General features: G+C 69.0%; 18 protein-coding genes and 1 tRNA gene. 13 read left to right on the top strand and 6 right to left on the bottom strand.

Features of this window, described 5'->3' with window-relative positions; translation table 11 throughout:
- Positions 1-241: 241 nt before the first annotated feature.
- The 7 genes from ACT535_RS17590 to bluB all read left to right on the top strand — a co-directional run bounded on the left by ACT535_RS17590 (position 242) and on the right by bluB (position 8,201).
- Positions 242-1,102 carry an IclR family transcriptional regulator gene (locus ACT535_RS17590; RefSeq protein ID WP_476365458.1) on the top strand — a complete coding sequence of 287 codons (861 nt, stop codon included), beginning with the start codon at positions 242-244 and terminating at the stop codon, positions 1,100-1,102.
- 26 nt (positions 1,103-1,128) lie between these two features.
- Positions 1,129-2,748: an acyl-CoA synthetase gene (locus ACT535_RS17585; protein WP_476365408.1), complete on the top strand. Its 1,620-nt coding sequence runs from the start codon at positions 1,129-1,131 to the stop codon at positions 2,746-2,748.
- Positions 2,749-2,787: 39 nt separating this feature from the next.
- Positions 2,788-3,549 carry an SDR family NAD(P)-dependent oxidoreductase gene (locus tag ACT535_RS17580; RefSeq protein ID WP_476365407.1) on the top strand — a complete coding sequence of 254 codons (762 nt, stop codon included), beginning with the start codon at positions 2,788-2,790 and terminating at the stop codon, positions 3,547-3,549.
- Positions 3,550-3,560: 11 nt separating this feature from the next.
- A complete protein-coding gene (locus ACT535_RS17575) occupies positions 3,561-4,316 on the top strand; it encodes an SDR family NAD(P)-dependent oxidoreductase (RefSeq protein WP_476365406.1) in 756 nt (251 codons plus the stop codon).
- A 109-nt stretch (positions 4,317-4,425) separates the two neighbouring features.
- The gene (gene glpD / locus ACT535_RS17570; RefSeq protein WP_476365405.1) at positions 4,426-5,946 is read left to right on the top strand and encodes a glycerol-3-phosphate dehydrogenase; all 1,521 of its coding nucleotides are present in this window, start codon (positions 4,426-4,428) and stop codon (positions 5,944-5,946) included.
- Between the two features lie 23 nt (positions 5,947-5,969).
- A complete protein-coding gene (gene glpK, locus ACT535_RS17565; RefSeq protein ID WP_476365404.1) occupies positions 5,970-7,457 on the top strand; it encodes a glycerol kinase GlpK in 1,488 nt (495 codons plus the stop codon).
- Positions 7,458-7,526: 69 nt separating this feature from the next.
- Positions 7,527-8,201: a 5,6-dimethylbenzimidazole synthase gene (bluB, locus tag ACT535_RS17560; RefSeq protein ID WP_476365403.1), complete on the top strand. Its 675-nt coding sequence runs from the start codon at positions 7,527-7,529 to the stop codon at positions 8,199-8,201.
- A gap of 39 nt (positions 8,202-8,240) precedes the next feature.
- Here bluB and ACT535_RS17555 read toward each other — a convergent pair whose 3' ends face one another.
- Positions 8,241-8,801, bottom strand: a complete 561-nt coding sequence (locus ACT535_RS17555; protein ID WP_168459324.1) for an AprI/Inh family metalloprotease inhibitor — start codon at positions 8,799-8,801, stop codon at positions 8,241-8,243.
- A gap of 303 nt (positions 8,802-9,104) precedes the next feature.
- Here ACT535_RS17555 and ACT535_RS17550 point away from each other — a divergent pair, with 303 nt between their 5' ends.
- The gene (locus ACT535_RS17550) at positions 9,105-9,878 is read left to right on the top strand and encodes an SDR family NAD(P)-dependent oxidoreductase (RefSeq protein WP_476365402.1); all 774 of its coding nucleotides are present in this window, start codon (positions 9,105-9,107) and stop codon (positions 9,876-9,878) included.
- An 88-nt stretch (positions 9,879-9,966) separates the two neighbouring features.
- A complete protein-coding gene (locus tag ACT535_RS17545; protein ID WP_476365401.1) occupies positions 9,967-10,896 on the top strand; it encodes a methylated-DNA--[protein]-cysteine S-methyltransferase in 930 nt (309 codons plus the stop codon).
- 11 nt (positions 10,897-10,907) lie between these two features.
- On the opposite strand, the gene hemH is transcribed toward ACT535_RS17545, so the two are convergent.
- From hemH to cpdR, 3 genes are all read right to left on the bottom strand, one after another.
- Positions 10,908-11,966, bottom strand: coding sequence for a ferrochelatase (gene hemH, locus ACT535_RS17540; RefSeq protein ID WP_476365400.1), 1,059 nt, complete (start codon positions 11,964-11,966; stop codon positions 10,908-10,910).
- Between the two features lie 178 nt (positions 11,967-12,144).
- Positions 12,145-12,219 (bottom strand) — tRNA-Val (locus ACT535_RS17535).
- 86 nt (positions 12,220-12,305) lie between these two features.
- The gene (gene cpdR / locus ACT535_RS17530; RefSeq protein ID WP_168459327.1) at positions 12,306-12,668 is read right to left on the bottom strand and encodes a cell cycle two-component system response regulator CpdR; all 363 of its coding nucleotides are present in this window, start codon (positions 12,666-12,668) and stop codon (positions 12,306-12,308) included.
- A 191-nt stretch (positions 12,669-12,859) separates the two neighbouring features.
- Between cpdR and ACT535_RS17525 the strand changes: the two genes are divergently transcribed.
- Together ACT535_RS17525 and hisN are read left to right on the top strand one after the other, a co-directional pair.
- Complete coding sequence (locus ACT535_RS17525) at positions 12,860-13,747, top strand: N-formylglutamate amidohydrolase (protein ID WP_476324709.1); 888 nt, start codon at positions 12,860-12,862, stop codon at positions 13,745-13,747.
- Positions 13,748-14,948: 1,201 nt separating this feature from the next.
- Entirely contained in the window at positions 14,949-15,734 is a 786-nt protein-coding gene (gene hisN, locus ACT535_RS17520; protein ID WP_476365399.1) for a histidinol-phosphatase, read from the top strand.
- A gap of 73 nt (positions 15,735-15,807) precedes the next feature.
- Here hisN and ACT535_RS17515 read toward each other — a convergent pair whose 3' ends face one another.
- Together ACT535_RS17515 and ACT535_RS17510 are read right to left on the bottom strand one after the other, a co-directional pair.
- Positions 15,808-16,749 carry an alpha/beta fold hydrolase gene (locus tag ACT535_RS17515; protein WP_476365398.1) on the bottom strand — a complete coding sequence of 314 codons (942 nt, stop codon included), beginning with the start codon at positions 16,747-16,749 and terminating at the stop codon, positions 15,808-15,810.
- An 86-nt stretch (positions 16,750-16,835) separates the two neighbouring features.
- Positions 16,836-17,360, bottom strand: coding sequence for a hypothetical protein (locus tag ACT535_RS17510; protein ID WP_476365397.1), 525 nt, complete (start codon positions 17,358-17,360; stop codon positions 16,836-16,838).
- A gap of 265 nt (positions 17,361-17,625) precedes the next feature.
- Here ACT535_RS17510 and ACT535_RS17505 point away from each other — a divergent pair, with 265 nt between their 5' ends.
- Together ACT535_RS17505 and ACT535_RS17500 are read left to right on the top strand one after the other, a co-directional pair.
- Positions 17,626-18,111, top strand: a complete 486-nt coding sequence (locus ACT535_RS17505; protein WP_476365396.1) for an Hsp20 family protein — start codon at positions 17,626-17,628, stop codon at positions 18,109-18,111.
- Positions 18,112-18,319: 208 nt separating this feature from the next.
- Positions 18,320-19,306 carry a phosphoglycerate dehydrogenase gene (locus tag ACT535_RS17500; RefSeq protein ID WP_476365395.1) on the top strand — a complete coding sequence of 329 codons (987 nt, stop codon included), beginning with the start codon at positions 18,320-18,322 and terminating at the stop codon, positions 19,304-19,306.
- Positions 19,307-19,317: the final 11 nt, after the last annotated feature.

Genomic DNA, 19,317 nt, shown 5'->3' with positions numbered 1-19,317 from the left:
GGCCGTTTCGCGCGGCGCCCCGACTGGCTCCGGCCCGGCCCGACTGGTTTCCTTGGGTCCAATATATGGACCTCTTTTCCCGCCGCCCATGCTGGCCCGCTTGTGGGGATTTCGCAAGCAGATTATGGTCCCAGCGGACGCCGCGCGGCGGTCGTCCCAAGTAGCCAGATAATTCAGGTCCATATTCTGGATCGAGGGAGCGCGCGTGGCAGGGGGACTTAAGGCGCCCGCCGCCGGAGCAATCGGGCCGGAGCATCCGTCGGGCGCGACCCCGGATAGCCTCCCCGAGGTAACCGGCGGCACCCAGAGCATCGAGCGCGCGGTCGCGCTGCTGATGCTGGTGGGCCGCGCGGGGGCGGAGGGCGCCCGCCTTGCCGATCTCGTCGCGCGTTCCGGCCTGTCCAAGCCCACCGTTCGGCGCGTGCTGCTCGCACTGGTGCGCGCCGGGCTGGTGGACCAGGACGAGGCGAGCCGCCGCTATCATGTGGGGCCGGAAGCCTATGTGCTCGGCACGCTCGCCGCGCCGCGCTTCGGCATCCATGCCCTCGCCCTCGACGGCCTCACCCGCATCGCCCGCCAGAGCGGCGACTGCGCCTTCCTCTCGGTGCCGCGCGGTGCCTTCTCCGTATGTCTGCATCGCGAGGAGGGGACCTGGCCCATCCGCACCCATGTGCTGCAGGCCGGCGACCGGCATCCTCTCGGCATCGGCGCGGGCGGCCTCGCCATCCTTGCCGCTCTCCCGGAAGCCGAGGCAGCGCGAATCATCGAAGCCAATGCGGCGGCGCTCGCGGCCTATCCCGGCTATTCGGCCGACCTGCTGCGCCGCGCCATGGGCGAGACCCGCGCGCGCGGCTATGCGCTCAATCCGGGCCTTTACGTCGCCGGCTCGTGGGGGATCGGCGTGGTGGTGCGCGGGGCGGACGGGCGCCCGCTCGGCGCCCTCTCGCTCGCCGCCATCGAGAGCCGGCTCGGTGCGGAGCGGCAAAAGGATCTGGTGCCGCTGCTCCAGCGCGAAGCCGCTGCGCTGGAGGCGAAGCTGGGGGGCAGCGAGCGCAGCCCCGCGCAGCGCCCGGCCCGTTCCGTCGCCCGCCCGGCGCCCTGACCGTTTCCGATCCCGGAGTGAAGTGAATGTCCGCACCTGCCCAGACCGTCGCCGAGGCCCCGCGTGGCGGCGTGGCCCGCACCAGCCGCCGGGTGATGAACCTCTCGCATTTCCTGCGCCAGGCGGCGCGGCGGCTGCCCCAGCATATCGCCTTCGTCGAGGGCGACCGCACCGTGACGTGGGCTCAGATGGACGCGCGCGTGGATGCCATGGCGGCGGAACTGGCCGCCCGCGGCGTCGTCAAGGGCGACCGCATCCTCGTACAGTCGAAGAACTGCCTCGAAATGTTCGAGAGCATGTTCGCCGCCTTCCGGCTGGGCGCGGTGTGGGTGCCCACCAATTTCCGCCAGACGCCGGGGGAGGTCGCCTATCTCGCCTCCGCCTCGGGCGCGAGCGTGATGATCTGCCACCGCGATTTTCCTGAGCATGTGGAGGCCGTGCGCGCCGAGGCCCCGGCGATCCGCGAGATCATCGCCATCGGCACCGCGGATTTCGGCGCGGACTATGGCGCCCTCGTCGCCGCCCGGCTCGGCGAACAGGTGCCGGTGGCGGACGTGGAGCATGACGACCCCTGCTGGTTCTTCTTCACCTCCGGCACCACCGGGCGGCCCAAGGCGGCGGTGCTGACCCACGGCCAGATGGCCTTCGTCATCACCAATCATCTGTGCGACCTGATGCCCGGCACCACGGAGCAGGACGCCTCTCTCGTGGTGGCGCCGCTCTCCCACGGCGCTGGCGTGCACCAGCTGGTGCAGGTGGCGCGGGGGGTGAAGACCATCCTCATGCCCTCCGAGCGGTTTGATGCGGCGGAGGCGTGGCGGCTGGTGCAGGACTGGCGGGTGACCAACATGTTCACCGTGCCGACCATCACCAAGCTGCTCACCGAGCACCCCTCGGTGGACCAGTTCGACCATTCCTCCCTGCGCTATGTGATCTATGCCGGCGCGCCCATGTACCGGGAGGACCAGAAGTTCGCGCTGAGGAAGCTCGGCAAGGTGCTGGTGCAGTATTTCGGCCTCGGGGAGGTGACCGGCAACATCACCGTCCTGCCGCCCTATCTGCACGATCCCGAGGACGGCCCGCACGTGAAGGTCGGCACCTGCGGCTTCGAGCGCACCGGCATGCAGGTCCAGATTCAGGACGATGCCGGCGGCGAGGTCGCACCTTTCGAGACCGGCGAGATCTGTGTCTGCGGCCCGGCGGTGCTGGCGGGCTATTACGACAATCCCGAGGCCAATGCGAAGGCGTTCCGCAACGGCTGGTTCCGCACCGGCGACCTCGGCCACATGGACAACGAGGGCTTCGTCTACATCACGGGGCGCGCCTCCGACATGTACATATCGGGCGGCTCCAACGTCTATCCGCGCGAGGTGGAGGAGAAGGTGCTCACCCATCCCGCCATCGCCGAGGTCGCCATCCTCGGCGTGCCGGACCCCATGTGGGGCGAGGTGGGCGTCGCCGTCTGCGTGCTGCGCGACGGGCAGAGCGTGAGCGAGGAGGACTTGGTCGCGTTCCTCGATGGCAAGGTTGCCCGCTACAAGCTGCCCCGGCGCGTGCATTTCTGGGACGCGCTGCCGAAATCCGCCTACGGCAAGATCACCAAGAAGATGGTGCGCGAGGCCCTGGCCGAGCGCGGGCTCATCTGAGCCGCCGTCCTGCCTAAAACACCCTCAGGGAGAAACGCCGTGTCGAGACCGGGAAGCGTGATCGTGACGGGTGGTGCCTCGGGCATCGGCCTCGCCGTGGTGGAGGAGCTTCTGGCCGAGGGCTGGCGGGTGGTCGCCGCCGACCTCGTGCCGGAAAGCATCGAGAAGGCGCGGGCGGCGCTCGCCGCCCATGGCGACAAGGTGCGGGTCGTCCAGGCCGACATTTCCGACGAGGCGCAGGTGGTGAAGCTCGTCGCCGAGACGGAGAGCGGGTTCGGGCTGCTGTGGGGGGTGGTGAACTCCGCCGGCATCGCCCGCGACATCCCGGCGCTGGAGACCTCCGCCGACATCTTCCGCAAGATCCTCGACGTGAACGTCATCGGCACCTTCCTGGTGGCGCGGGAGGCGGCGAAGGTGATGCAGGCGCGCAGCGCCGGCTCCATCGTCAACATCGCGTCCGTTTCGGGCATCCAGGGCAATCTCGGCCGCGCCGCCTACGGCTCGTCCAAGGGCGCGGTGGTGGTGCTCACCAAGATCCTCGCGGTGGAGTTCGCGGCCCTCGGCATCCGCGTCAACGCCATCGCGCCGGGGCCGGTGGATACCCCGCTGGTTCAGGCGGTCCACACAGACCAGGCCCGCGCCGCATGGCTCGCCCGCGTGCCGCTCAATCGCTATGCGCAGCCGAAGGAGATGGCGGGCACCATCGCCTTTCTGCTGGATCCCGAAAAATCGTCCTACGTCACCGGCCAGACCATCAGCGTGGATGGCGGCTTCACCGCCGGCGGGTTGATCGGGCTGTGACGGGGGAGGGCATGAAGGGCAGCGTCATCGTCACCGGCGGTGCCTCCGGCATCGGTCTTGCCGTGGTGGAAACCCTGCTTGGCGAGGGCTGGCGCGTCGTCGCGCTGGACCTTGCCGCCGACAGCATCGCCAAGGCGCGGGAGCACCTCGCCCCCCACGGGGAGCGGGTGCGGTTCGAGACGGTGGACATCACCGACGAAAGCGCGGTGGCGGCGGCCGTGGCGCGCACGGCGGAGGACTTCGGGCCGCTCAGAGGCGTGGTGAACTCGGCCGGTATCGCGCGTGACATTCCCGCCTTCGACACGACGGTGGAACTGTTCCGCAAGGTGCTCGACATCAACCTCGTCGGCAGCTTCGTCGTCGCGCGGGAGGCCGCGAAGGCCATGCGGGAGACGGGCGGCGGCTCCATCGTCAACATCGCCTCCGTTTCCGGCCTGCGCGGCAATCTCGGCCGTTCCGCCTATGGCGCCTCCAAGGGCGGCGTGGTGACGCTGACGAAAGTCCTCGCGGTGGAGTTTGCGCCGTTGGGCATCCGCGTGAATGCGGTGGCGCCCGGCCCCATCGAGACGCCGCTGGTGCGCGAACTGCTCACCGCCGAAACCCGCGCGGCGTGGCTGAAGACCCTGCCGCTCCGCCGCACCGGCACGCCGCAGGAGGTGTGCGGCGCCGTCTCATTCCTGCTGGATGAACGGGCGTCCTCCTTTGTCACCGGCGAGACCATCGCCGTGGACGGCGGGTTCTCGGCGGGCGGCCTCATCAACGTCTGAGGCGGCGGGGCGCCCGCTCGTCCACACGGAACCGCGACGTAGCCGTTGACCTGCGACGCGGCTCGGGCATCGTCTGGAGGGCGCACCGATTCCGCACCGGGAGGCCGAGATGGAGGAGAGCGGTCAGGTCTTCGACCTCGCCATCGTCGGCGGCGGCATCAATGGCTGCGGCATCGCCCGGGACGCCGTGGGGCGTGGCCTCAGCGTGGTGCTGTTCGAGAAGGGGGATCTTGCCTCCGGCACCTCTTCCGCCTCCACCAAGCTCATCCATGGCGGCCTGCGCTATCTCGAATATTACGAGTTCCGGCTGGTGCGCGAGGCGCTGGCCGAGCGGGAGGTTCTGTGGGGCATCGCGCCTCACATCGTCTGGCCGCTGCGCTTTGTGCTGCCGCACCATCCCGGCCTGCGCCCGGCCTGGATGCTGCGGCTCGGCCTGTGGCTCTACGACCATATCGGCGGCCGCCGTCTGCTCCCGCCCACCCGCACGCTGGACCTGCAGCACGATCCCGCCGGCCAGCCCCTGCGGCCGGGCTATGGCCGGGCCTTCGAATATTCCGACTGCTGGGTGGAGGATGCGCGCCTGGTCGTGCTCAACGCCCGCGACGCCGCCGACCGGGGCGCCTCCATCCGCCCGCGCACCCGCGTGACCGGCGCCCGGCGGGACGGCGCGCTCTGGGTGATCGATAGCGAGCACGAGGGTCGGTCCGAAACGGTGAAGGCGCGGGCGCTGGTGGATGCCGCCGGCCCCTGGGCGGGCGAGGTGCTCGACGTGCTGAAGACCGGCCGGGGCGAACAGCACGCGCCGCTGCGGCTCGTGCAGGGCAGCCACATCGTGGTGCCGCGGCTCTATGCGCACGAGCGCTGCTACATCTTCCAGAATGCGGACGGGCGCATCATCTTCGCCATCCCCTACGAGGGCGACTTCACCCTCATCGGCACCACCGACCGCGACTTCTCCGGCCATCCGGAGGATGTCCACGCAACGCCGGAGGAGGTCGCCTATCTGTGTGCGGCGGCCAGCGAATATTTCGCCGCCACCATCGCCCCCGAGCAGGTGGTGTGGACCTATTCCGGTGTGCGCGCCCTCTATGATGACGGCGCCGGAGCGGCCCAATCGGCGACGCGGGACTATGTGCTCGCCCTCGATGCGCCCGACGAGGGCGCGCCGCTCCTCACCGTGTTCGGCGGCAAGATCACCACCTATCGCCGGCTGGCCGAGGCGGCGCTGACGCGGCTTGCGCCGCATTTTCCCCATCTCGGCGCGCCCTTCACCGCCAAGGCGCGCCTGCCGGGGGGTGATTTCCCGCGGGAGGGCTACGAGACGCTGGTGCGCGCCCTGCGCGGCGCGTTCCCGGCGCTCGATCCCGCTTTGCTCGCCCGGCTCGCGCGGGCCTATGGCACGTCGGCTTTCCAATTGCTGGAGGGCGTCACCGACGAGGACGACCTCGGCGATTGGTTCGGCGCGCATCTGTGCGTCCGCGAGGTGGATTATCTGATGGACCGGGAATGGGCCGAGACCGCGGCCGACGTGCTGTGGCGGCGGTCCAAGCTCGGCCTGCGCACCGCGCCGCACGCGGTGGCGGCGCTCGACGCCTACGTGGCGGCTAGAATGGCGGCGCGCCGCGTCTGAAAACAGAACAAGGGGAGGACGCCGTGGCCGCCTACATTCTCGCCATCGATCAGGGCACCACCTCCTCGCGCGCGCTTCTGGTGCGGCAGGACGGCTCCGTCGCGGCGCTGGCGCAGGAGGAACTGCCGCAGCACTTTCCGGCCTCCGGCCATGTGGAGCAGGAGGCGGAGGACATCTTCGGCACCGTGCTCCGCTGCTGCCGCGCGGTGCTGGCGAAGGCCGGCGCTGCGGCGTCCGATATCGCTGCCATCGGCATCACCAACCAGCGCGAGACGACCCTCGTGTGGGAGCGGGCGAGCGGCCGTGCGATCCACCGCGCCATCGTCTGGCAGGATCGCCGCACGGCCGAGGCCTGCGCGCAGCTGGAGGCGGAAGGCCATGGGGCGCTGGTGAGCGCGCGCACGGGCCTTCTGCTCGATCCCTATTTCTCCGCCACCAAGATCGCCCACATCCTCGATGCCGTGCCCGGCGCGCGGGAGCGGGCGGAGACAGGGGAGCTGGCTTTCGGCACGGTGGACAGCTTCCTGCTCCACCGCCTCACAGGAGGTCGCGTCCATGCCACGGACGCCACCAATGCCGCGCGCACCCTGCTCTTCGACATCCATCGCGGCGCGTGGGACGACGACCTCCTCGCGGTGTTCGGCGTGCCGCGCGCGCTCCTGCCGGAGGTGAAGGACTGCGCCGCGGACTTCGGCACCACCGACCCCGCGCTGTTCGGTGGTCCCATCCCCATCCGCGGCGTGGCGGGAGACCAGCAGGCGGCCATGGTGGGGCAGGCGTGCTTCGCGCCGGGCATGGTGAAATCCACCTACGGCACCGGCTGCTTCGCTTTGCTGAACACGGGGACGACGCCCGTCGCCTCCTCCAGCCGGCTGCTGACCACCATCGCCTACCAGATCGGCGGACGGCGGACCTATGCGCTGGAAGGCTCCATCTTCGTCGCCGGCGCGGCGGTGCAATGGCTGCGCGATGGGCTGAAGATCATCTCCGCCGCCAGCGAGAGCGACCGCCTCGCGGTGCAGGCCGACGCGGAACAGGACGTGATCCTCGTCCCCGCCTTCGTCGGCCTCGGCGCGCCCTATTGGCGGCCGGAGGTGCGCGGCGCCCTGTTCGGCCTTACCCGCGCCACCGGACCGGCGGAGCTGGCGCGGGCGGCGCTGGAAAGCGTCTGCTTCCAGACCGTGGACTTGATCGACGCCATGCGCGCCGACTGGCCGGACGGCGACACCGTGCTGCGCGTGGATGGCGGGATGACCGCCTCGGACTTCACCATGCAGCGCCTCGCCGACCTCCTCGGCGCGCCGGTGGACCGGCCGGTGGAGAAGGAGACGACCGTGCTCGGCGCCGCCTATCTGGCTGGTCTGGAATGCGGCTTCTTCCCGCCGCCGGATGTGTTCGCCGGCCAGTGGCGGCTGGAGCGGCGGTTCACGCCGCAGATGCTGCCCGAGGTGCGCGCTGGCCGCATCGCCCAGTGGCGGGATGCGGTGGGGCGGCTGATCGGTGGTGTGTGAGCGCGGGCGGGTTGACCTCTCCGCCGCGCTGCCGCCGAATGGCACCAACACACAAAGGGGGGCGCGGCCATGGTCCGGGACGACAGTTTCTCGGCGGACGAGCGCGCCGCCATCTACCGCTGCATTGCCGCGCGGCGGGACGTGCGCCGGAACTTCCTGCCCGATCCAGTGCCCGACGCGGTGCTCGCCCGCGTGCTGGCCGCCGGCCATGCGGCGCCGTCCGTCGGCTTCCTCCAGCCGTGGAACTTCATCGTGGTGCGCTCGGCCGAGACGAAGGCAGCGCTGCACGACGCCTTTTCCCGTGCCAATGCCGAAGCCGCCGCGATGTTCGAGAGCGAGCGGGCGCAGCTCTATCGCACGCTGAAGCTGGAGGGCCTGCGCGAGGCGCCGCTCCTCCTGTGCATCACCTGCGAACGGGACCGGGCGGGGCCGGTGGTGCTGGGGCGCACGCACCAGAGCGAAATGGACATCTACTCCACGGTCTGCGCGGTGCAGAACATCTGGCTGGCGGCACGGGCGGAAAATCTGGGTGTCGGCTGGGTGTCCATCCTGGACCTCGCTGACCTGCACCGCATACTCGCCATTCCGGACCACATCGTACCCGTGGCGCTGCTGTGCGTGGGCTATGTGGATGGGTTCGCGGCGACGCCCGACCTCGAGCGCGCCGGCTGGCGCCAGCGCCTGCCGCTGGAGGAGCTGGTGTTCGCGGAGCGATTCGGCGCGCGGGAGAAGGCGGGGACTTAAGTTTCGCGCGCCTCAGCGGGGGACCTGACGTTGCCCGCCTCAGCGGGCGAGGGCGACCTGCTGGCCGGTCTCGGCGATGGTGCCGACATAATGGTTGGGTCCATCCGGCTGGAGCCGGGCGGTGACCTTGCCCTGATGGTTCTGCAGCACGATGTCCGAGCCCATCATGTCCCAGCCCTTGGTCATGAAGATCTCGCTGGGGCAGGAGACATCGGCCTGGGCGGAAAGGCCGCTGAGGCCGCGGTCGGTGCCGAGGCGGACTGGGCACGACGCCTTGCCGCCATCCCAGGAGAAGCTCCAGGCGCCGGAAACCTGTTCCTTGGCCGCGCTCGGGGCGAAGGCGGTGGCGCCGGGGTTGGCCGGAGGCGGGGTGAGCGGCACGTTGGAGGCGGTGGTGCGCGGCGTGATGGCGCCGGTGGCGGTGTCGGCCGCGGCGGTGGACACATTGCCGGGCACGGGTGAGGATTCGACCGCACCCGTCGGCGCCGTGAGCACGCGATTGGCCGCCGTGGCGGACGGCTTCGCCCCGAAGCCGTCAAGCTCCGTGCTGCACCCGCCAAGGGTCAGCGCCAGCGCCGCCGTAACCAGAACCACCTTCATCCATTGTTCTCCGGACGTGTCCGCAACCTAGCGCCTCCGCACCAAAACTGCCACCCGCCCCAGAGTGGCTCGCACGGGACGCCATCGACGTTCGGACCGCAACTGACGGGCGCAAACCCTAGCCGGCTGCGGGTAAACGCACCCTTTCGGGAGATCATGGCAGTAGCAAGGCTGATGATGTATCCTAATACCGATCCAGGGCGACGGATGGACGCGATGGTTAAGGCGGTTTAATCACGTGCTCACCTTGGCGGCACGATATTCCGCATCTTTCTGCTGTCCTTTCCTTGCTCGGAGCTTTCCATGGCCATGCTCGATCCCCGCACGCTGACCCTCATCGTGACCGGCGCCACCTCGGGCATCGGCGCCGCCACCGTCCGCCGCTTCGCGAGCGCCGGATCGAAGGTGGTGGCGGTGGGCCGCCGGGCCGACCGCCTGGAAGGCCTCAAGGCCGAATTCGGCGACCTGATCCTCCCGCTGGAACTCGATGTGCGGGACGAGAAGGCGACCTTCGAGGCCTTCGCCAGCCTGCCGGCGCCGTTCGCCGACTACAACATCGTCTTCGCCAATGCCGGCCTCGCGCTCGGGCTCGAGCCCGCGCAGAATGCGGACCTGGACGAGTGGAAGACCATGGTGGAGACCAACATCACAGGCATGCTCACCACCGTGCGCGCGAGCCTGCCGGCCATGGTGGCGCGCAAGGAGGGTCATGTGGTGTTCACCGGCTCGGTCGCCGGCGACTACCCCTATTTCGGCGGCAACGTCTACGGCGCCACCAAGGCCTTCGTGAAGCAGTTCTCCCTGAACCTGTGGGCGGATGTGGCCGGAACCGGCGTGCGCGTCACCAACATCGAGCCGGGCCTGGTCGAGACCGAATTCTCCGTGGTTCGCTTCTCCGGCGACAAGGGCAAGGCGGATCAGGTCTATGCCGGCTACACACCCATGACCGGCGAGGACATCGCCGAGCAGGTGTATTTCGCCTGCACCGTGCCCCGCCACGTCAACATCAACCGCATCCAGTGCATGGCCGGCCAGCAGACCTTCAACGGCCTGACCGTGCGGCGCGATCCTGCCTGAAGGACGTGACCGGGGCGGGGGAAATCGGGTGGCCGGGCCTTGCGGCGCCTGCTGAGATGGGCAACGCTCGATCAGAAGGAGACGTGCCGTGCTGGCGCTCGATGCCCCCGATCTCATCCTGCCCGCGGCGGCGCCGGCGCTGACGGCGACGCCTGCCGCCCCGCTCGACATCGCCGCCCGCGACTACGACGTGGTGCGGCGTGCAGTGGAATACATCTCCTGCAACGTGCGCCGGCAGCCGGAGGTGGAGGAGATTGCCGCCGCCACCGGCGTCTCCGCCCGTGCGCTCACCGACCTGTTCCGCCGCTGGTGCGGCCTTACGCCAAAGGCGTTCCTCCAGGCGGTGACGCTGGACCGCGCCCGGCGCATCGTCGCCGAATGCCCCAACGTGCTCGATGCCGCGCTGGAGCTGGGCCTGTCCGGTCCCGGGCGGCTGCATGACCTCTTCGTGGTGCATGAGGCCATGTCGCCGGGGGAGTGGAAGACCGGCGGCGCCGGCCTCGTCATCCGCTTCGGCTTCCACCCGTCCCCCTTCGGGCAGGCGCTCGCCATGTCCACGCCGCGCGGCCTGTGCGGCCTCGCGTTTGCCGATCTCGGGGAGGAGGCGGCCGCGCTCGCCGACATGCGCTCGCGCTGGCCCAACGCAACCTATGTGGAAGACCCGACAGCGACCGCCCCGCTGGTGGCGCAGATCTTCGATCCCGCATCCTGCCGGGGCGACCAGCCGCTGCGCATCGTCTTCATCGGCACGGATTTCGAGATAAGGGTGTGGGAGACGCTGCTGCGCATCCCCATGGGCCGGGCCACCACCTATTCCACCATCGCCGAGCATGTGGGACGGCCCAAGGCTGCCCGGGCGGTGGGCGCGGCCATCGGCAAGAACCCCATCTCCTTCGTGGTGCCGTGCCACCGTGTCATCGGCAAGAGCGGCGACCTCACCGGCTATCACTGGGGCCTGACGCGCAAGCGCGCCATACTCGGCTGGGAAGCCGCGAAGGTGGAGCCCAAGGGGGAGTGAGGGGCGGGGCGTTAGCCCACCCAGCCCCGCAATTCCCGCTCCACCACGGTCTTCAGCACCCGCATGCCCTCGTCGCCCGCATTGAGGCAGGGGATGGCGGCGAACTTCTCGCCGCCCGCATGCTCGAAGATCTCGCGGTTCTCGACGCCGATCTCCTCCAGCGTCTCCAGACAGTCGGCGACGAAGCCGGGGTTGAATACGGCGAGCCGCTTCACGCCGCTCTCGGCGAGGGCCTTCACCGTCTCATCCGTATAGGGCTTCAGCCATTCCTCACGGCCGAAGCGGGACTGGAAGGTGAGGCGGAAGCGCTTTTCGTCCATGCCGAGGCGCGCGCGCAGCAGGCGGGCGGTCTTGGCGCACTGGCAGTGATAGGGGTCGCCCTTCATGAGGTAGGACTTCGGCACGCCGTGGAAGGAGGCGAGGATCACCTCCGGCTCGAAGTCCAGCGCCGCGAGATGCCGCTCAAGGTCGCGGGCCACCGCATCGATATAGACCGGATCGTCGTGCCAGGGCGGGGCGACGCGTAGCGTCGGCTGCCAGCGCATCTCTTTCAGCGCGTCGAAGGCCTTGTCGCAGACCGTGGCCGAGGTGGCGGCGGCATATTGCGGATAGAGCGGCACGAGCAGGATGCGCTCGCAGCCCTGCGCCTGCAGCGCGGCGAGGCGCTCGGCGATGGGTGGCTTGCCGTAGCGCATGGCGAAATCCACCACGATGCGGTCATCGATGCTGGCGAAATGGGCGGCAAGCTTTTCGGCCTGGTCGCGGGTGATGGTCTTCAGCGGGCCTTCGTTGCGCGCGTTGTTCCAGATGCTCGCATAGTCGCGGCCCTTGGGGCCGGGGCGCTTGGTGAGGATGATGGCGTTGAGCACGAACCACCACAGCGCCCGGTTCACCTCGATCACCCGGCGGTCCCAGAGGAATTCCTTCAAATAGGCGCGCATGGACCAGTAGTCCGTCGCCTCCGGCGTGCCGAGATTGACGATAAGCACGCCGATGCGCCCGAACGCCACCTTCGGGTGGTCCTTGGGAAGATGGGTGGCATCGGGAGAAAAGGCGGGAGCGTCGATCATCGGGTCCTCGGCTGCTGCCGGTGAGATGGCGCCTCGGCCGGGGCGCGTCAATGCGCCCGCAGGCGCCCCCATCATACGCAGCGGGTGCCACGCTGGATGGCCGCCGCGGCGGAATCGATGATGGCCCGGACGGCAGGTGCCGCCGGACGGATCAATCGCCGGATGATGAGGTGAGGGATGGTGGGCGCGACAGGGATCGAACCTGTGACCCCTACGATGTCAACGTAGTGCTCTCCCGCTGAGCTACGCGCCCCCTCGCAGGAGCCGCCTCTATATCGGCTCGGATCGCCGGAGGCAAGGCGGGTGTATGTGAGAGTGTTCCGGCCTGTGGATGACGGGTCAGGCCGCCGCCAGCATCTTGCCCACCTCGCTCACGAGGTCGCGCAGATGGAAGGGCTTGGAGAGCACCTTGGCCTCGCTCGGCGCCTCGCCGTCGGCATTGAGGGCGACCGCGGCGAATCCGGTGATGAACATGACCTTGAGGTCCGGGTCGAGTTCGGTCGCCCGGCGCGCCAGCTCGATGCCGTCCATCTCGGGCATCACGATGTCGGTGAGCAGCAGCTCGAACGGCTCCTCCCGCATGCGCTCGTAGGCGGAGCGGCCGTTGTCGCAGGACGCGACGGCGTAGCCCGCATTCTGCAGCGCCTTCACGAGGAAGCGGCGCATGTCGTTGTCGTCTTCAGCGAGCAGGATCTTGGCCACGCCGCTTCCCCTGATGTCGTGTTCTGTCCACCCCCCGGCCGAAGCTGGGGGTTCATATGACTTGTCTGCCGCATTCGGGTAAATTCGAAGTGAAAGCCGCGCCACCCCTTCCCAAAAGGTGCTCAGCCGGGCCATCATTCCGCCGCTCTCCGGTGTGAATTCCGGAACTATTCCAAGGTGCTGGGTTCTTGATGACTGCCTGCCTCGCCGACACCATTGAACCCGCTTTCGAGGTGCTCGCTCCGGACGAGGCGCACGCGCCCTTCCTCTTCAACTCCCCGCATTCCGGCCGCATCTATCCGCGCAGCTTCGTCGAGCAGACCCGTCTCGATTTTGCAACCCTGCGCCGCTCGGAAGATACGTTCGTCGACGAATTGTTCAGCGATTGCATCGCGCTCGGCGCGCCGATGATGCGGGCGCTGTTTCCCCGGTCCTTCCTCGATCTCAATCGCGAGCCCTACGAACTCGACCCGCGCATGTTCGATGGCCGCCTGCCGCCCTTCGCCAACACGCGGTCGATTCGCGTCTCGGGCGGGCTTGGCACCATCGCCCGGGTGGTGGGTGACGCGCAGGAGATCTACCCGCGCCGGCTCGCCGTGAACGAAGCGCTGGAGCGTATCGAAACCTACTACAAGCCCTACCACCAGACCTTGCGCCGCCTCGTGGGGCGCATCCAGCGGGAATGGGGGCTGGCGGTGCTGGTGGATTGCCATTCCATGCCCTCCACCTCCGCGCGCGACGAGGTGGCGCGGGCGGATTTCGTGATTGGCGACCGCTACGGCACGAGTTGCAGCGAGGTGGTCACCGACGCCATCGAGCGCTCCCTCATCGCCCGCGGCTACCGGGTGGTGCGCAACAAGCCCTATGCAGGCGGCTACATCACCGAGCATTACGGAAATCCCTCAGCCGGGCTGCATGCGGTGCAGATCGAGCTGAACCGCAGCCTCTACATGGATGAGGCCGTCTATGAGCGGAATAGCGGGTTTGCGAGCGCTCAGGCTGATATCCGCGCGTTGATGGGGGATCTGTTCACGGCCGTTGCCGAGGGCCTTGCTTCGCCCCGTGCGGCAGCTGAATGACAAAGCCCTGCATTTTTGCATAAGGTGCCTTGCGTTTTTCGTATGGCAAGGCTACCTATTGCGCACGGTTTGCGGGGGATTACCCCGCCACCATCGAATTCCGGCCCGGACACGCTTCGCCATGCGAAGAGGCCCGCTGAGACACGGGATCGAACATCGCGGCGCAAGACCGCATCCAGGGATGGAACGAGAGGGGCCTAGACAGGGCGGCGGGTGACGGCGAATGCCGGATCGGCCAGCCCAAAAAGAAAGGGGCCGTCCGCGTGAGCAGACGGCCCAAGTCTAGGGAGGAAACGCCCAAGGAGGGCAGCGACACAGCGACGCCAATCGCCGTGTCGCAATGCACAAATAGCCGAGTGCAGTGCCATAAATCAAGTGCGTGTTTGTCGCAGTCTGGTATACCACGGCAAGTAATTGATTTTTATACGGATTTATTTTCTCCGGCCAAGCCCGGGCTGGGTCCTGCGCGATGGGGCCGCTCAAAAAATCGATAGACGAAATACGCTTGGTCCGACTCGGCCGTGCCGGGATGGCCGGCCTTTCCATGTGCGGATGTTGCGCGATACCGAAGCTCACAGAGGCTGCCGGTCGATCGGGCCCAGGCGCAGGTAGACGCGGCGGGCTGGCACTCGCGCGCGAGCAGATGCGCGGGATCGGGCTCAGCCGCAGCTTCTCGTCACGCGGGCGTGCGGAGGATGGCTCGGGCGGGGCTGGGGAGAAGGAGGCGGGCGCGGGCTTAGGCTTAGCCGCATTTCCTGCCTCGGCGTGAGGGGCCGAAAAAGAAAGGGGCCGCTGACGAACAGCGGCCCAAGTCTAGGGAGGAAACGCCCAAGGAGGGCAGCGGCACCGCAACAAGCAATGCCGCGCTGCATCAATATGACGAACGGACCCCTCTGCATCAAGTCCGTGACAGGCAGATAGTTTGTGCATCTGTCCAACATTTAAAACCATTTATTTTCATCTTGTTGGGGCTGGCCTGCCCAATCTTTGCGCGCCCTGCCCGCCGGATCTGCCGCCGGCGCGATCATCCCGCACCGCCGTCATGGCGCGGGATCACCACCACCCGGATTCGGCCGCTGCCGTACGGGGCCTCCGCGGAGGGAGCGGCCTTTCCCCGTAGATTTCCCTTGGCAGCCGCCACCGCCCGCGCTTTCTTGCCGGCGCGGGCGCCCTCGGCCCGCCCGACTGTTCCGGAGCGCCCATGACCGCGGTCGATTTCGACGCCTTCGTCCATCAGCTTGCGACCGTCTCGGGCGAGGCCATCCTTCCGTTTTTCCGCACGGCGCTGGGCATCGAGGACAAGAGCGCCGGCCGCGCCTTCGATCCGGTCACCGAGGCGGACCGGGCGGCCGAGCAGGCCATGCGCGCGCTCATCCGCTCCACCTTTCCGGCCCACGGCATCATCGGCGAGGAATTCGAGAATGTGACGGCGAGCGCGCCCTATACCTGGGCGCTCGACCCCATCGACGGCACCAAGTCCTTCATCGCCGGCCTGCCGGCCTGGGGCACGCTGATTGGCCTCCTGAAGGAGGGCGATCCGGTCTATGGCATGATGCACCAGCCGTTCATCGGCGAACGCTTCTTCGGCGACGGCGGCGCGGCGCGCTATCGGGGACCGGCCGGCGAGCGCCTGCTCGCCACCCGCGACTGCGCCCGGCTGGAGGATGCGGTGCTCTACACCACCAGCCCCCGCCTGATGAACGACGAGGACCGCGCCGCCTTCGGTACGGTGGAGGAGCGGGTGCGCATGTCGCGCTACGGCGGCGATTGCTACGCCTACTGCATGGTCGCGGCGGGGCTCATCGATCTCGTCATCGAGACCGGCCTGCAGGATCACGACGTGATCGCCCTCGTGCCGATCATCGAAGGGGCGGGCGGCGTTGTGACCAGCTGGGAAGGCGATTCGCCGGTTGCGGGCGGCCGCGTTGTCGCCGCCGGCAGCCGCAAGGTCCATGAGGCGGCGCTGCGCCAGCTCACCGGTTGCTAAGCCCGCGCGGCGCCCGAGCGTGGCAAGGCAACACCAGCCCGCGCGGCGCCTGAGCGTGGCAACGTAAAACTTCTCAGATCGGCGTGCCCGGAATGAAGGCGTCGAACGCGGCCCAGAACTGGGCGCGGAAGATGTCGCGTTCCATGAGCAGTTCGTGCCGGCTGGCCGGCACCACCACATGGGCGCCGGCGATGAGCCGGGCCGAGAAGTGCTCGATGGCCTTGTTTGAGACCAACCTCTCGCCGCCCGCCGCAATGATGAGCAGCGGCTGGCGGATGCGCGGAATCACGTCGGGATGGGTCAGCTCCGCCATGGTGGCATAGGCACCGGCCAGCCAGCCGATGGTGGGCGCCCCGAGATCGAGCTGCGGATAGGCCGTCACCAGGGCCTGGGTGCGATCGAACCGGCTCCGGTCCGAGGTCAGCGGATTGCCCTCGAACTTCAGCCGGGCGAGCGTGCGCCCGCGTCCGCCCGGCACGAAGGCGCGGGCGAAGCCGATGTGGGAGAGCACGGTGGCGGTTGGCCGCATGATGCCCTCGAACGGCACCGAATCAAGCCCCAGCATGGGGGCGCTCAGCACCATGCGGTCGAACCAGCGCTGCCCCTCCAGCACGGAGGACAGGAGGATGGAGCCGCCCATTGAGTGGGCGAGCGCGAAGTGGGGCGGCGGACAATCCGGCAGCAGCACCTCGCGGGCGAAGGCCTCCAGGTCGAGCAGGTAATCGGAAAAGCGGGTGACGTGCCCCTTCAGGCGGTTGCGCAGGAGGCGCTGGGAGCCGCCCTGGCCCCGCCAGTCGAGCAGCGCCACGGCGAAGCCGCGCGACCTCAGCTCGCGCACCACCTCGAAATATTTCTCGATGAACTCGCAGCGGCCGCTGAACAGGGCGACGGTGCCCTTCGCCTTGCCCTCGGGCAGGAAGCGGGCGAAGCGCAGGCGCACGCCGTCGCGGGCGGTGATCTCGCCTTCGATCGCGCCTTCGGGCACCGGATTGTTCGGCAGGGAATAGAGCGTCATGAGGCTCGCAGCGATGGAAGGCGGGCGGTCTGAGGGTTACACGCCGGGCGCCCGCTTCACAATCGCCCTCTCGCCTGGAGCCGCGCTCAGCGCGGCCCTCCGGAACCGATGACCTGCATGCCGCTGATGTCGCCGCTGGCGGCATCCAGCACCAGGCGCACCCGCTCGCCACGCGGGCCGGTGGCTTCGGCAAGAAAGCTCTGGCCGCGCTGGCGCACGGCGCTGATCTGGCGGAAGCCGCGGGCTTCCAGGCTCGGCGCGACGGTCTCGGTGGTGAGCGGAAGGGGGCCGGCGGGGGCGGTCTGGTAGGGCCGGTAGGCGCGCGGCGCGATGGCGCCGGGCAGCAGCGTGGCCTCGTCCGGCATCTGGGTCGCGGTGACGGAGGCGGCGCGTGCGATCGGTGCTGCGGGAAGGCCGATGGCCCCGGCCGCACTCGGCGGATGATGCATGTGCATGGGCGGGGGCTGCAGGGGTGGAGACTTGGCCGGCACGGCCGTCTGAGCGCCGGCCGAAACCGCGGGCTCGGCGCCGCACTGGGCGAGGGCCCGCGACGTTGGCGGCGCGAGCGCCATCAGGAAGAAGGCCGCACAGGCGGCCGCACAGGCCCGCATCGCCCGACCTCCCCTTGCTCCCCGCCTCCTCACGGGATGACGCCGCGGACGGAGCAGATGTCGTTGGGGAAAAGTCTATTCGCGGTGGGTGAACGCGGGCCGGCAGGGGCGTTCATCGCATGTTCAGATTGCAGCCGGGGCACCCCCTTGACGCCCGAAACGGGCCTACCCACATCCGAAAAGGCGCCGGGCAGAGACCTGACGGCGCCCTGACCGGACCCGGCTTTATGCGGGTCCCGCATGTCGCTTCAAAGGAGGATATGCCATGCGTACGTTTGATCTTGCTCCGCTGTACCGCAACACCGTCGGCTTCGACCGGCTGTTCTCGCTACTCGATTCCGTGGGCGGCGTGGATGCGGCGCCCACCTACCCGCCCTACAACATCGAGCGCACGGGCGAGAACGCCTATCGCATCACGGTGGCCGTGGCGGGCTTCACCGAGGCCGAACTCGGCATCGAGGTGAAGGAGAACACCCTCACCCTCAAGGGCGAGAAGGCAGCGTCCGAGGCGTCCGAGGGCGCCCAGGTGCTCTACCGCGGCATCGCCGCGCGCGCCTTCGAGCGTCGCTTCCAGCTCGCCGACCATGTGGAGGTGAAGGGCGCGGTGCTTGAGAATGGCCTGCTGCACGTGGACCTCGTGCGCAACATTCCCGAGGCCAAGAAGCCCCGCATCATCCCCATCGCGGGTGGGGCGTCCGCTCCCAAGACGATCGAGGGATCGCCGGTAGACAGCGCCGCACAGGCGGCCTGACCGGCGGCACTGAAAGGCGGGCAGCGGCCCGCCGAAGCAGACTGGAGGGCGGTGCGCATGCGCCGCCCTTTTTCGCGTGGAGCGTTCGTCTGGAGCGTTCGCGAGGCGCGGCTGCATGGCGCGGTTGCGGCGGGCAGGGCTTGATCTTGCCGCGCCGCCGGGAGAGGAGGGGGCACCGTTCTGCTTCTCTCCTGCAAAGGTCGATGCCGTGTCCGCCCCCCGCAAGGTTCTCATCACCACCCGCCTGTTCGATGCCGCCGCCGCCGAATATCTGGCGGAGCACGGCTGCGTCGCGGTGCCCTCCGGCCTGCCGGGCGATGCGCTCGATGCCGACATTCCCGATGCCGAGCTGAGCGCGCTGCTGGAAGGCGTCGAGGGCTGGATCGTCGGCATGCGCGCGGTGACTCGGGAGATCCTTGCCGCCCATCCCGATCTCAAGGTCATCGCCCGCCGGGGCGTCGGCTATGACCGGGTGGATGTGCCCTCAGCCAAGGCGCTGGGCCGCGTTGTGACCATCGCCGCGGGCGCCAATGACGATGCGGTGGCCGACCACACCCTGGCGATGATCCTTGCCCTGCTGCGCCGACTGAAGGAGAGCGACCGCGCCATCGCCGCCGGCAATTGGCGGGTGCTGAGCGGCTTCGACCTCACCGGCAAGACGGTGGGCCTCGTCGGCCTCGGCCGCATCGGCAAGGCCGTGGCGCGGCGCCTGCACGGCTTCGGCACCATGGTTCTGGTGGCGACCCGCACCCCCGATCCGGACTTCCCTTTCGTGGACTATGTGCCGCTCGACGATCTGATCGCGCAGAGCGACATCATCAGCGTCCATGCGCCGCTCACCCCCGAGACCCGCCACCTGATCGGCGCCGACGCGCTGGCCGCCATGAAGTCCCATGCGCTGGTCATCAACACCTCGCGCGGCGGCCTTGTGGACGACCGCGCGCTGCTGGCGGCGCTGGAGGCGGGGCGCATCGGCGGCGCTGGGCTCGACGTGTTCGAGGCCGAGGCGGACCCCGCAATGCTGCCGGTCGCTGCCGCGCTGGCGGCGCGGGGCGACGTGGTGGCCACCGCCCACGCCTCCGGCTCCAGCGCCGAGGCGCTGGCCCGGGGCAACCTCATCTCGGCGCAATGCGTGGTGGCAGCGTTGGATGGAACGGATTTCCCGCCCGGCTGCCTGATCGCCGACGGGCGCTGATATCCCGCCCC

This window comes from Xanthobacter sp. DMC12, assembly GCF_056314105.1.
Note: the sequence above shows the minus strand (reverse complement) of the source record. Positions and strands in the feature narration are given on the sequence as shown.

Coding starts and splice junctions, on each gene's coding strand:
- ACT535_RS17585 (WP_476365408.1), top strand. CDS start 1,129: ATGTCCGCACCTGCCCAGACCGTCGCCGAGGCCCCGCGTGGCGGCGTG.
- ACT535_RS17575 (WP_476365406.1), top strand. CDS start 3,561: ATGAAGGGCAGCGTCATCGTCACCGGCGGTGCCTCCGGCATCGGTCTT.
- glpD (WP_476365405.1), top strand. CDS start 4,426: ATGGAGGAGAGCGGTCAGGTCTTCGACCTCGCCATCGTCGGCGGCGGC.
- bluB (WP_476365403.1), top strand. CDS start 7,527: ATGGTCCGGGACGACAGTTTCTCGGCGGACGAGCGCGCCGCCATCTAC.
- ACT535_RS17555 (WP_168459324.1), bottom strand. CDS start 8,801: ATGAAGGTGGTTCTGGTTACGGCGGCGCTGGCGCTGACCCTTGGCGGG.
- ACT535_RS17550 (WP_476365402.1), top strand. CDS start 9,105: ATGGCCATGCTCGATCCCCGCACGCTGACCCTCATCGTGACCGGCGCC.
- hemH (WP_476365400.1), bottom strand. CDS start 11,966: ATGATCGACGCTCCCGCCTTTTCTCCCGATGCCACCCATCTTCCCAAG.
- ACT535_RS17525 (WP_476324709.1), top strand. CDS start 12,860: ATGACTGCCTGCCTCGCCGACACCATTGAACCCGCTTTCGAGGTGCTC.
- hisN (WP_476365399.1), top strand. CDS start 14,949: ATGACCGCGGTCGATTTCGACGCCTTCGTCCATCAGCTTGCGACCGTC.
- ACT535_RS17515 (WP_476365398.1), bottom strand. CDS start 16,749: ATGACGCTCTATTCCCTGCCGAACAATCCGGTGCCCGAAGGCGCGATC.
- ACT535_RS17510 (WP_476365397.1), bottom strand. CDS start 17,360: ATGCGGGCCTGTGCGGCCGCCTGTGCGGCCTTCTTCCTGATGGCGCTC.
- ACT535_RS17505 (WP_476365396.1), top strand. CDS start 17,626: ATGCGTACGTTTGATCTTGCTCCGCTGTACCGCAACACCGTCGGCTTC.